The organism is Yersinia antarctica, assembly GCF_056636475.1.
Genome location: NZ_JBSJQF010000001.1, coordinates 166,723 through 178,723, shown reverse-complemented (window position 1 = coordinate 178,723; position 12,001 = coordinate 166,723). Strand labels below are relative to the sequence as shown.

Genomic DNA, 12,001 nt, shown 5'->3' with positions numbered 1-12,001 from the left:
ACTGTTATACGCTTAACGTATGATAGAACTCGGTTTGACTGGCATTGATCGTATAGAGTTAATGCAGACATTTATCCGCATCGTTGAGGCTGGTAGTTTATCGGCAGCAGCAGTACGCCTGGGTACAAGCCAGCCGACGATTAGCCGGCGGTTACAGACACTGGAACGCCTGCTTGGTCTGAAATTATTGCAGCGCACTACGCATGTTATGAAGCTCACCGACGATGGCGAACGCTGCTATTCCCATGCTAAAGCACTGGTTGAAAACTGGCATAGGATGGAGGATGACCTGCGCGGGGCCACGGACGAGCCCAGAGGAGTACTGCGAGTTTTAGTGCCGCACGCGTTCGGGCAAGATCAATTAATCAAACCGCTTAAAGACTATTTAGGCCGTTATCCGAAAATGTCTGTGGAATGGATGCTAAATGATCGCCGCCCGGATTTCATCGTGGAAGGTATTGATTGCGCCATTCAAGTTGGAGCCGTCACCGATCCTTCGGTGATTGCGATTCTGCTGGCCGAGGTGCCGCGTATTGTCGTCGCCGCGCCTGAATTGCTCAATGATAAGCCGCTACCGCTACATCCTGACCAATTGCAGGATTTACGCTGGCTGGCATTAAGCTCCTTTTACCGTAATGAAGTCGTCCTAAATCATCAGACGAGTGGTGACATACATCGATTTTCTATCCAGCCACAATTGAGTACCGACAGTCTGTATGCCTTACGTAATGCCGCACTCGCGGGGGTCGGGGTAGGAATCGCCTCAACGTGGGTGGTAAGCGAAGATCTTGCACAAGGGCGGTTAGTACATCTAACTCCCGATTGGCACGGATTACCTTTGCCCATCTATCTGGTTTATCCCCATGCCAGTTTTTACCCAGCAAGATTACGGGCATTTTTAGATATTATGCGCCACGCCATGCCGAGTCTGGCTGGCACGCAACCCCCAGCGCAAAAATAGAAAAACCAGCCCGAGGACTGGTTCTTGATAATGACAGATGCCTTTTAAGGATTGTGCAGATAAAGCAATTAATTCTATCGCAGCCATCCTTCATTGGTGAAAAACTTAGCGCCTTCCGTTGTAGTCAAATAAGCCATGAATTGCGCCGCACCTATATCTGCTTTCGGTGAAATTGCCATATTGAAGTCGCGGTAAATTCGTCTTTCCGGCTCAATAGTCACCATATCGACTTTATCCGCGTTAGCAATCGGCCAGTCACTCCAGGTGATCCAGGCATCTGCTTTTAACCGTTGGAAGGCCTTAAATGCAGCACCACTCCCCTGCTCATAGGCCACGATATGTGACCGTACTTGTTTGATATCTTCCAGCCGGCCCAAACGCCCGGCAATATCTTCCCACAAACCGGTACCTGAGGTGTTGTAGGTTCCTTTACCTTCGGTCACCACAATTTTGACCGGTTGTTTGATCAGATCCTCAAAACTCTTAATATTTTTAGGATTACCTTTTGCTACTGCAATCACTGCCGGATGAATAAACATCGGCACAACATCCTTGCTGGCCACAAAAGGATAATTCTCCAGATACGCCGTCATCGATTGCTCTGAAGCACTGAAAATAATATCAGCACGTTGCTGGGCATCTTTTGACCATTTCTCCTCTGGCCCGTAGATTATTTCCACACGTTGTCCGGTCTGTTGCTGAAAACTCTCTGCGGCTTTTATCAACGCGGTGTGAGGTCCGCCCGGCCCATAGACGCGAACCACGCCATCGTTGGGTTGATGGATGATATTAGTATCGAGAAATTGGCCGCTGGCGTAGGACAGCGCCGATGCCATGATACTCAGTGTGCCAATGATTAACTTTCTAATTTTCATCAACTATTCTCATCGTTATACCGTTGAAGCAGACAGTTCAATACAGGTACCTTTGAACAGAACCTTGCTTGCAGGATTATTATTTGCCGTAATGAAAAGCTCACTGCTGTTTTTGACAGTATTCCATTTCGTTGGCGTGAGTAATTTAGGGACAGTTAAATCAGTAAATCGCCCTAATAACACCGTCTGACCGGTATCTTTATTTCGTGCCCATAACATGGCTGTTTCCATTCCTGCATCGGTTGACTGATGACGGGCATTCCATTTCAAGCGAATACTTGATTCCCCTGGTTTGTCACCTTTGTAAGCCATCAGGACAAAGTGGTCGGCCTTTTCTGCGGACGACATAACTGCGATATAGCTGGGCATGGCGACTTGCGGCTTGGCCATAAACAACATAGTGCTGGAAAACAGCAATAACAGTGCCACGCAAGCAAGCGACAATGTTGGCCACTTTCTTGGCCCCAACCATGCCCACAACCCCGGTTTTACTGGTTGTCCCAATGTGGTCTGAATATTTTTCCATACCCATGAAGGGGGCTTATCTGATGTCATTGGTTCCAGTCCACTTAAACGTGAATGCCACTGCATAACCAGCTCATACCAGCTTTCATCTTCCGCCATCAGAGATTCAAGACGTTTTCTGGTTTTGGGGGATAATGTGCCAAGTAAATACTGACTCACCAGATGTTCCCGGATGACTAAATTGCGATATCGACCCGGAGTTAAGTGTCCATGCATTGTTTTAACTCCTTTAGACCGCGCCGTATCCACGATTTGACCGTGCCCAACGGACGCGCCAATCGTTCAACAATTTCCTCATGGGAGTAACCATGGATATAAGCCAACCTTATCGCTTGTCTTTTTTCTTGTGTCAGCGAAAAAATACAGCGATTTAAAATGGCAAGGTGAGCTGCGGTATCGGTTTCATCTTCTTTCCCCACTTCCGATAACATGTCTGCCTCTTCAAAAATAGGATGATGACGGCCATGCTGTCGGACATGGTCAATAGCCAGATTACGCATTAATTGACACATCCAGGCCCAGGGATAAGTCGTTGGGCTGCGGTCAGCAGCAAACCAGACTTTGAGATACCCCTCTTGTAATAGCTCGGCGGCAATATCTCGATCAGCCACAATTTTCATGATCAAGCCGTATAACTTGCGATTAGTTTGGCTATATAAGGTTTCAAAAGCCTGCCTGTCTCTCAGCTTGACCCGAGAGAAAAGTTTCTGTAGTTCTTCATTTGCTGTGACCACAATAACCTCAAACGCGTTATTTAAAGATGAACCAGATGCCAGACATCTTTTATCTGATCACCCGTGATATCACCGGGTTGTTTATCTTTAATCCAAGAATATAAAGGCTGGTCCTGATAGGCCCACTGATAGGTACCATCTTTACGTGCAACAACGCTGAACGGCGCACTGGCTTTGTCATCTTTTTGGGCTGCTAATGGCGGCCAATTTGCGGCGCAATCTTCATAGCATACCGATATCCCTTTGCTGTCTTTAGAGAAGGTATAGAGCGACATATTGTCTTTATTGGCTAAAATCTTGCCGGAATCGGTGGTGTAAACCTTGACCGGCGCCCTATCTGCACGGGCAAGTGACCATATATTCTTAAAGCCCGCTCCGGTAATATCCCCAGGCTGTAGATCTTTATGCCAGAGATAAAGTGGGCGATGGTTCAGTGCCCATTGCAGACTACCATCCGCACGTTTAATTTTATCCAGCCCAGGGAGTTGAGTGGCATTATCTTTTACCAACAACGGTGGCCAAGCCTTGGCACAATCCTTATAGCAATTGGACAAGTCTTGCTTGTCATTATCGAAGGTATACAGGGTCATACCTTTACTGTCGGTATAAACTTGTCCTAACGTAGTCTCTTTTACTGCGACATCAGAAGCCAGAGCCGAGAATGCCAGTAAGCCGATCATTGCAGGTAGCAAGCGGAGTTTCATCGTTGATATCCTTGTTGTGTGTTTGATTACTCTGATAGAGACGTTCAGGTGATCATTTTGGATGCACTCAAAGGAAAATATTTTTGAATTTATGTTTTTGCTGCAATAGCAGATGAGCTCAATACTGCATAGCTCCTACCTTTGATATTAGGCTAATATACGGGTATACGACGCAATTTTGGTCGTAACTCACTAATGAATATATAAACTTCACATAGTTATTAACTCCCCACAGATACAAACACCCACATTATTTAATGATATTAAAATTGCAGTACGTATTCTGTGGTGAGTCATATTTCTATATGTAAGCAGTGATTTTTATATGTTTCATTTTATATAGGTCTAGCGCCAGCAATTTATATACTGCCATTCCCCCGTCATTATCTATATTACCAGACCTTTCGCCATGAATGATAATGATTATCATCTGCATGCCATTTATTCTAAAAATCAAGGTTAGTTTACCTAGCTTTTAATTTCTTTATTTTTTGATTTTGTGGATTTTTATTTTATTAATGTTGTATTTTTAAGTGTAATAAGTACTGTGAAGAGAGTGCATTTAGCGATTCAGCGTGGTTTCCTATCGGAGCTTTACTTTAAAATGTCTCTTAATAGTTGTTTTCACCCGTTGATCTGAACTTATTAATTATAAAACAGCATGTTAGATTTTATTTACTGAGAAGTAAGTGAGATGGCTGCGGGGTTATTAAACTAAAAAAGACCAATAAACAATCGAATTCCCACAATGGTGTAGGAATTTTATTTTTAATTCGTAGGTTTAATTACCGAAATAATAAGATTATTTTCATTTCTATATGGAAATGGATTATTTAATTCTTTAAATTAAAAACATAATAAGCTGCTAAAATGATCTTAATCCACATTAACGGTTACTTTTCTATATGTAGACGATCTAAAAATCTTCGGCAAAGACAGTATTTAGCATAATGCACTACAAACAAACATTGCTTGCAGACCATTGATCTGTGATATCGATGTTTACTAGATGAATCGATCGCGCATACTTCAATCCATAGCAAGAGAGTACAGCGATAAGGACATTTCAAGTTTCTAAAATGCTTTATATACAGTACGGACATTGTGAATATTAGAAACCCGCTTTACTCCTACTATTAAAAGATATTTAAAGTATCGTTTTCGCTACCAAGCATACACATTGAGTTTCGACATTTATTGGATTGTTAAAAGAACTCATCAACTGGTCTTATTGCCCAGCAGCGATAAATAAATATCTAATGGATTCTTGTGGGATAACCACAATCGAATTAACACACAACAGTACCGAGTTATTTAACTCATACATCTATTACTAATTGGAAATTTAAATGAAAAAGTTAGCTATTATTGCCTCAATCGTTGCTGCATTCGCGGGTGTTAACGCTGCTCAAGCCGCTTCTACCGGTACCATCACGTTTAACGGTGAACTGACAGCGTCTACTTGTGACGTATCCGTCGACGGCCAGGGTGCAGACGCAACAGTAGTACTGCCAACTGTCGGTACCAACCAGTTGACTTCTGCTAACCAGGTTGCTGGTAGCACAGGCTTTAACATGGCGCTGAGCGACTGTGCTGGCACCCTGAAAACAGTTTCTGCTTTCTTTGAAGCAGGCCCAAGTGTCGATGTGGTTACCGGTCACCTGAAAAATGTAAGCGGTACTGCCGGTCAGGTTAGCCTGGAACTGCTGGACGGTTCTAACGCCATGGCGCCAATTAAAGCCGGTAACAGCAACCAGACGACCAGCACCACTTATATTGATGCTTCTACGGGTTCTGCAACACTGCCGTATGCGGTTCAATATTATGCTGATGGCGCAACCACTGCCGGTACTGTTGTCAGCAACGTGGTTTACTCTATTCAATACAAATAAGTACGAGTAACACAGAAATATAAAAGGGCAGATATCTGCCCTTTTTGACGATAAGCACTAAAATTAAAGCATGCACACATTTATTAAGTGTCGAGGTTGTTATGAACAGCACTAACCGTCTTTTATTAACAGTATTTTCAGCCTTGTTCTTGATTCTATTTGTCGGACGCTCTGTTCAGGCCAGTGTGGTTATTACCGGCACCCGGGTAATTTATCCGGAAAAACAAAAAGAAGTGACGGTAAAGGTTAATAACACCGGCACCGGCCCGGTGGTATTACAAAGCTGGATTGACAACGGGGATGTGAATGCCCGCCCGGAAACATTAAAAGTGCCTTTTGTACTGACACCACCGATTAACCGGGTTGAGCCGAATAAAAGCCAGACACTGCGCATCAGTTATACCGGTGCGGCGTTACCAAAAGATAAAGAATCTGTTTTTTGGTTAAATGTATTAGAGATACCGGCTAAAGCGGATGCGGGTAGCAGCCAGAACTATTTACAGATGGCCTACCGCTCCCGTATTAAATTGTTCTTCCGTCCTACCGGTTTGGTCGGTAATCCTAATGATGCCGCACAATCTTTAGTCTGGACCAAAGTCCCCGGCGGACTTAAAGCCACCAATCCGACACCGTTTCATGTTTCTTTGGTCACGGTGGGGATAACGGGCAGTAAAACAGCGCCGGTTGAAGGCCAAATGATTAGCCCTAATAATTCGCTGACCTTTTCGTTACCGGGAAATACCGCCGGCAATAGCGTTGATTTTGAATTTATTAATGATTATGGCGCACTCAATAAACTGAGTCAGCCCATTAAACCTTAATTTAATTTATCAATAACAGCCCTACATAGCGTCCGCTGATGACCACATTTATTTCGTGGGGGCGGAATACGTCTGTACACTACGGAATAATTGAATAATGAAACACCCTGCAATCACATTCTCTGCAGAATTGTCTGCCCGTAGTGGTCGTTTAACGCCCGTGGCGGCTGCCCTTATTGCTGCTTTTTTATCGCCGACTGTTTTGGCTGTTGAGAGCGTTGAGGCCAACGCCTCCCCTCAGACTGGCCATTCCCAGTCGGCCGAGTTTGACAGTATCTTTCTCAATACCGAACACGGTGGTTCCGGCATTGATTTAAGCCGCTTCTCGAAAGGGGGCAGCGTGTTACCCGGCACTTACCGGGCTGACATTTATTTAAACAATACCCTGATTGGCAATGAGAATGTGGAATTTAAGGCCCGCGACGATAAAAGTGTCCATGCCTGCTTATCCTCGTCGGTCATTGCCAGTCTTAATCTCAAGACAGAAGCATTGCCGCCTGAATCACTGGCCCCGCTGAAAAAAGAGGACGGCTGTGTTGATCTGGCGTCGCTGCTCCCCGATGCCCAGGTGGCTTTTGACAGCGGCGAACAACGGCTGGATATCGCTATTCCCCAGGCATTGTTACTCCGTACCGCCCGTGGCACCGTCAACCCCGCGTTGTGGGACAGCGGCGTGACGTCAGGGATGTTGGGCTATTCACTCAATGGCTACAGCTCCTCCGCCAACGGACAGACATTTAACTCGGCTTTTGCCGGGATTAACACCGGGGTAAACCTCGGCTCATGGTATTTCCGTCATAACGGCTCGTATAACTGGCAAGAAGACGGTGACAGCAAATACACCAGTATTAACAGTTATGTGCAGCGGGATGTCCCGGCTGCGCTGGGCCGGGTGTTGCTGGGACAATCCAATACCACCGGGCAGTTATTCGATACCGTGCCTTTCACTGGAGCACAATTCAGCACCGATGACCGCATGTTGCCAGAGTCCCTGCGTGGCTATGCGCCGGAAGTGCGCGGGATTGCCCGCACCAATGCGCTGGTGACCGTGCGCCAGAGTGGTCAGGTATTGTATGAAACCACGGTTTCGCCGGGCGAATTTATCATTGATGACCTCTATCCGACCGGTTACGGCGGCAATCTGGATGTCACGGTGCGTGAAGCCGACGGCAGCACACAGAATTTCCAGGTGCCGTTTGCGGCAGTGGCGCAATTGCTGCGCCCCGGTTCGCAGCGCTACAGCCTCGGCGCGTGTCAAGGTAGTTGTCGCCTCAGTTAATTCATGCGGCCAACGTTTCACGTTCCGGATTTAACCAGACCTCATCCTGCCGGTGCCAGTTTCTCGTTGAACCTGACCACCGATGTGGATTCTGCATTTTCGCCGCTTCATAGACCGATTTACGCTGCGCCAGTAGTGCCCGATCTTCACCTCTGTGTCGTTGCCCTGGTGTGACGTAACGGATACCACTGTGCCGATGTTCTTCGTTATACCAGCCAACGAAGGTTTCTACCCACGCCTGCGCATCCTCCAGCGTCGCGAAGCCCTTCTCCGGCCAGCTCGGCACGTATTTCAACGTCCTGAACAGCGATTCAACATACGCGTTATCGTTGCTCACCCGTGGCCGGCTGTGCGACGGGGTTATCTTAAGTTCCGCAAGCTTTACCTGCAGCACCTGTGACTTCATCGGGGCTCCGTTATCCGCATGCAGTACCAGCGGCTCCTGCCAACAGCGTTCGCTCAGCACTGTCCGATTCATCAGCTCTGCCGCATGCTCACCACTTTCAACCAAGTGAACCTCGTGACCGACGATTTTGCGGCTGAACACGTCTTCTATCAGGTACAGATAGAACCAGTGTCCTGCCGTCAGCGACCTCAGCCAGGTAATATCCCATGACCACACCTGATTCGGTGCCGTCGCCCTCCAGGTCGATAGCGGCTTGCTTTGCGCTACCCTCTGCCGACCACGGTGCGTTGTTTCGCCAGCACGTCTTAGTATCCGATAAAACGTTGACTCACTGGCGATATAGCGCTTTTCATCCGCCAACAAAGGAACGATTTGCGTCGGTGGCAGGCTGGCGAACCGCAGTTCATGACAGAGGGCTAAAACCTGTTGTTCCTCTTCGGCAGTGAGTTTGTTCTTCGGGATGGGCCGTGACGCCGTGGGTCTGCGGTCATGCGTCCCTTTTCCCCAACGCTGTAATGTTCGCTCACTAAGCCCAATAGACTGGCAAGCCTCGCTCAGCCTCGCGCCTGCAGCAACGGCTTCCTTTACGATTGTCATCAATCGCAGCCTGTCCGGAGTCGGCGTCATTCGTCCCCGTTTTCCTCGACGAACAACGCCTTGAACTTTTTTTGCAATATCAGCAATGCCGCAGCCTCAGCCAACGCCTTATCCTTGCGGGCAATTTCACGCTTAAGCTGATGAATTTCGTTTTGCTGTTTCTTGACGAGTGCTTTCTCTTCACGCGGATCTGGCTGCATTATCTCATTCTTCCACTGCTGAATTTGCTCAGGGTAGAGCCCTTTACGGCGACAGTACTCAGCAACAGCATGGGCGGAAAGAGGTGCCGTTTCAACCAGGATGGCAAAACGAGCCTCACGGGACCATTGCTGCGGGGTTTTTACCTCAACGTGGGTGCTCGCGGTCGAAATACCTGCCTTGGAGCGCCAGGTGTAAAGCGTATTGACAGGGATCCCCTCAGAGCGTGCAATCTGAACAACCGGCTGATTGTGTGGTGGCATCATTCTGGCAATCACAGCGGCTTTAAGCTCAGGTGAATACGTTTTCATTCTTGTTGTCTCCAGCCCCTTGGATGTTTTCAGTTAGAGGCGACAACTACCCTGACATGGGGGGGCCTGACGGTGGGTAAAGTGCGCAATGATTCGCTCTCCTTTACCCCGGGTCTTTATCAGGGAACCTATCAGCGTGGTCTGAATAACAGCATTACCGGTTATACCGGGGCGCAGGCCAGTGAAGACTACTATGCCGTGCAGGTCGGGACTGCGTTCAGTACCCCGATTGGGGCGGTGGCGGTCGACGTGACCCAGGCCAATACCCGCCTGCGTAACGGCAATGAAAGTGGCCAGAGCTATCAGGTCAGTTACAGCAAGGTGATTGCTGAAACCAACAGTAACCTGAGTGTGGCGGCGCACCGCTTTTCGACTCAGGGCTATCTCGATTTCGCCACGGCGATGCAAACCCTTGATGCCGAACGTCAGGGCTATGACGCCAACAGTATCTACCGGGCAAAAAACCGCTTAACCGTGACCGCCAATCAGGGGTTACCGGACGGCTGGGGCCAGATGTATATCAGTGGTTCTTTGCAGGATTACTGGAATAAAGGTGGCAGTGACCAGCAGTATCAGGTGGGTTACAGCAACAACTATAAAAGCATGACCTACGGCGTCAGCGTGAACCGCAGCCGCTCCGGGTTTGGCGAGATGCAAAATACTTATCTGGTCAGTATGAGTTTCCCGTTGGGGCGTAATGACCAGCAGAACGTGCCGCAAATGCGACTGGAAATGAACCGCAATGGTCAGGGCAACTGGGGCGAACAGGCATCGGTTTCAGGCAGTGCTGGCGAGCAAAGCCAGTTCAGTTATGGGGCAACCGCCATGAACAGCAACGGCGGCTCGGGGGCCAGTGGCAGTGTCAATGGTCAGTACCGCGGTTCTAAAGCCACCAGTATGGCGTCTTACGGTGGCGGTCGCGACTATCAGAGTGGCTCGGTCGGCATTTCAGGCAGCATGATTGCCCACCCCGGTGGCGTGACATTAACGCCGTACAGCAGTGAGACCTTTGCGGTGGTGGAAGCTAAGGGCGCTGAAGGGGCCGAAGTGTCCGGTTACTCCGGCGTGAAAATTGATTCACGGGGTTATGCCGTGGTGCCGTATCTGAGTGCCTATCAGATGAATGAGATAACCATCGATCCGAAGGGGACCTCTTATGACGTGGAGCTGGAATCCACCAGTCAGAAAGTGGCGCCGAATGCCGGTGCGGTGGTGATGGTGAAATATAAAAGTACCAAAGGGTATCCAATTTTGGTCAATGCCACCCAGTCAGATGGCGAGCCGGTGCCGTTTGGCGCACAAGTATTAGACACCAAAGGCCAGGTGGTGGGTTCTGTCGGTCAGGGTGGTCAGATTTATGCGCGGGTGAGCGAGGAGCGTGGCCGTTTGCAAGTCAGTTGGGGTGAAGGTACCGGCCAGCAATGTTACCTGAACTATATTCTGCCGCCACAGTTAGCCAACGGTAAAGTCACGGCGATGATGCGTTTTACCTCAACCTGTGTGCCTCAGGGCCAGGCTGACGAGCGCCGGGCCACGACCATAAAAAGTGAGTGATATCATGAAAAAGCTCCTGTTGGTTTGTCTGGTTTTGATGCCAATAAAATCAGTTTACGCATTGACTTGCACCTATATCACGGGCAGGGAGGCGATAAATACTACCATTCAGCTTCAGGGTGCCAATATTACTGTAGGCCCTGACATGCCAGACGGCACTGTGCTGTACCGACAATATTTCAAGCCATCGTTTCAACCTGCGATCAATTGCGATGGTGGCCATACTTTTACGGTAAATGATGTGATAAGGCTGGCACCCAGACCATTATCATCCTGGAATGGAAACCCTTATCCCGGGCAAATATATGAAACCGGTGTTCCAGGTATTGGCTTTGTTGCCTGGTACTCTGGCACTCCGTTTCCGAGGTTAAGAACCCAGGGAACTGCCCCTGGTTCCGTCACCCGCAGCTTTGCACCTGAATTCGACATCTCTTTAGTCAAGATAGGACCGGTAACCCCCGGTATTCTGCTTGGGTCTAATCTCCTCACGGTTGGGGTTGATTATAATGTGCAGGGTGTACCTACCATGCCAATATTGACGGCAAACTTTGGTGGTTCTATCAATATAGTTTCACGTACCTGCACAACACCCAGCAATATCAATGTTCAACTGGGCAGTCATAATATAAATACCGAATTTAAAAGTGTCGGCAGTGTGACACCGTGGATAGATGCGAGTATTAAATTTACGGATTGCCCCTATTTTTATGGGACGAAAGAGGATGGCCGGAATTTCTTTTACTCAAACGATGGCACTCAGGGTACCGGAGCCTCTAAAGCGAATACCATTACAGTTTCACTGACACCATCAAACCCTATTATTAATTCTGCCAGTGGCATTATGGCGGTCAACTCATCGACACAAATGCCCGCAGCTCAAGGTGTAGGGATTCAATTAGGTTCGGGGAATAATACCGAAACACCGGTGCCATTTAATTTTGGTGCTACCCCGAGATTTACACCAGCGAATGATGGTACACCGACGTTTAAAATTCCATTATCCGCACGGTATTACCAAACCAGTGCGACAGTACAGCCCGGCAGAGCCGATGGAAGGCTAACGTTTACCATTAATTATTATTAGAAACAGTGCCTAAGCGATTACAAATATTCTCACTTTATTTTCATCACGGTGAGATGAGTT

11 protein-coding genes are annotated in these 12,001 nt (G+C 48.0%); 6 read left to right on the top strand and 5 right to left on the bottom strand.

The window, feature by feature from the left end; genetic code table 11:
- The first annotated feature begins 19 nt into the window (after positions 1–19).
- A complete protein-coding gene (locus ACWJJO_RS00700; protein WP_372568476.1) occupies positions 20–961 on the top strand; it encodes a LysR family transcriptional regulator in 942 nt (313 codons plus the stop codon).
- 74 nt (positions 962–1,035) lie between these two features.
- On the opposite strand, the gene ACWJJO_RS00695 is transcribed toward ACWJJO_RS00700, so the two are convergent.
- From ACWJJO_RS00695 to ACWJJO_RS00680, 4 genes are read right to left on the bottom strand one after another with little or no spacing between them, the layout of a single operon-like run.
- Complete coding sequence (locus tag ACWJJO_RS00695) at positions 1,036–1,836, bottom strand: substrate-binding domain-containing protein (protein WP_420073515.1); 801 nt, start codon at positions 1,834–1,836, stop codon at positions 1,036–1,038.
- Positions 1,837–1,851: 15 nt separating this feature from the next.
- Positions 1,852–2,577, bottom strand: coding sequence for a hypothetical protein (locus tag ACWJJO_RS00690; protein ID WP_481090524.1), 726 nt, complete (start codon positions 2,575–2,577; stop codon positions 1,852–1,854).
- Positions 2,562–3,095, bottom strand: coding sequence for an RNA polymerase sigma factor (locus tag ACWJJO_RS00685; protein WP_083161313.1), 534 nt, complete (start codon positions 3,093–3,095; stop codon positions 2,562–2,564). The genes ACWJJO_RS00690 and ACWJJO_RS00685 overlap by 16 nt, the downstream gene beginning before the upstream one ends.
- Positions 3,096–3,115: 20 nt before the next feature.
- The gene (locus ACWJJO_RS00680; RefSeq protein WP_083161315.1) at positions 3,116–3,799 is read right to left on the bottom strand and encodes a hypothetical protein; all 684 of its coding nucleotides are present in this window, start codon (positions 3,797–3,799) and stop codon (positions 3,116–3,118) included.
- A 1,349-nt stretch (positions 3,800–5,148) separates the two neighbouring features.
- On the opposite strand from ACWJJO_RS00680, the gene ACWJJO_RS00675 reads away from it, so the two are divergent.
- The 3 genes from ACWJJO_RS00675 (at position 5,149) to ACWJJO_RS00665 (ending at position 7,791) form a co-directional block, all read left to right on the top strand.
- On the top strand, positions 5,149–5,691 hold the full coding sequence (locus ACWJJO_RS00675) for a fimbrial protein (RefSeq protein WP_442850563.1): 543 nt from the start codon (positions 5,149–5,151) through the stop codon (positions 5,689–5,691).
- A gap of 101 nt (positions 5,692–5,792) precedes the next feature.
- On the top strand, positions 5,793–6,512 hold the full coding sequence (locus ACWJJO_RS00670) for a fimbrial biogenesis chaperone (protein WP_442847457.1): 720 nt from the start codon (positions 5,793–5,795) through the stop codon (positions 6,510–6,512).
- A 97-nt stretch (positions 6,513–6,609) separates the two neighbouring features.
- Positions 6,610–7,791, top strand: coding sequence for a fimbria/pilus outer membrane usher protein (locus ACWJJO_RS00665; protein ID WP_481090523.1), 1,182 nt, complete (start codon positions 6,610–6,612; stop codon positions 7,789–7,791).
- A gap of 1 nt (position 7,792) precedes the next feature.
- Here the strand turns inward: ACWJJO_RS00665 and ACWJJO_RS00660 are convergent.
- Positions 7,793–9,303 (bottom strand): IS3 family transposase gene (locus ACWJJO_RS00660; protein WP_481090522.1). Its coding sequence is split into 2 segments (ribosomal slippage): positions 7,793–8,868 and positions 8,868–9,303, totalling 1,512 coding nucleotides; the frame shifts between segments, so codons are not numbered across the junction.
- Positions 9,304–9,375: 72 nt separating this feature from the next.
- Between ACWJJO_RS00660 and ACWJJO_RS00655 the strand changes: the two genes are divergently transcribed.
- Positions 9,376–10,857: a fimbria/pilus outer membrane usher protein gene (locus tag ACWJJO_RS00655; protein WP_481090521.1), complete on the top strand. Its 1,482-nt coding sequence runs from the start codon at positions 9,376–9,378 to the stop codon at positions 10,855–10,857.
- Complete coding sequence (locus ACWJJO_RS00650) at positions 10,850–11,941, top strand: fimbrial protein (protein WP_481090520.1); 1,092 nt, start codon at positions 10,850–10,852, stop codon at positions 11,939–11,941. The genes ACWJJO_RS00655 and ACWJJO_RS00650 overlap by 8 nt, the downstream gene beginning before the upstream one ends.
- The last annotated feature ends 60 nt before the right edge of the window (positions 11,942–12,001 follow it).

Bases quoted from the DNA above. Each gene is read 5' to 3' on its own strand.
- ACWJJO_RS00675 (WP_442850563.1), top strand. From the start codon at position 5,149: ATGAAAAAGTTAGCTATTATTGCCTCAATCGTTGCTGCATTCGCGGGT.
- ACWJJO_RS00670 (WP_442847457.1), top strand. From the start codon at position 5,793: ATGAACAGCACTAACCGTCTTTTATTAACAGTATTTTCAGCCTTGTTC.
- ACWJJO_RS00680 (WP_083161315.1), bottom strand. From the start codon at position 3,799: ATGAAACTCCGCTTGCTACCTGCAATGATCGGCTTACTGGCATTCTCG.
- ACWJJO_RS00690 (WP_481090524.1), bottom strand. From the start codon at position 2,577: ATGCATGGACACTTAACTCCGGGTCGATATCGCAATTTAGTCATCCGG.
- ACWJJO_RS00665 (WP_481090523.1), top strand. From the start codon at position 6,610: ATGAAACACCCTGCAATCACATTCTCTGCAGAATTGTCTGCCCGTAGT.
- ACWJJO_RS00700 (WP_372568476.1), top strand. From the start codon at position 20: ATGATAGAACTCGGTTTGACTGGCATTGATCGTATAGAGTTAATGCAG.
- ACWJJO_RS00695 (WP_420073515.1), bottom strand. From the start codon at position 1,836: ATGAAAATTAGAAAGTTAATCATTGGCACACTGAGTATCATGGCATCG.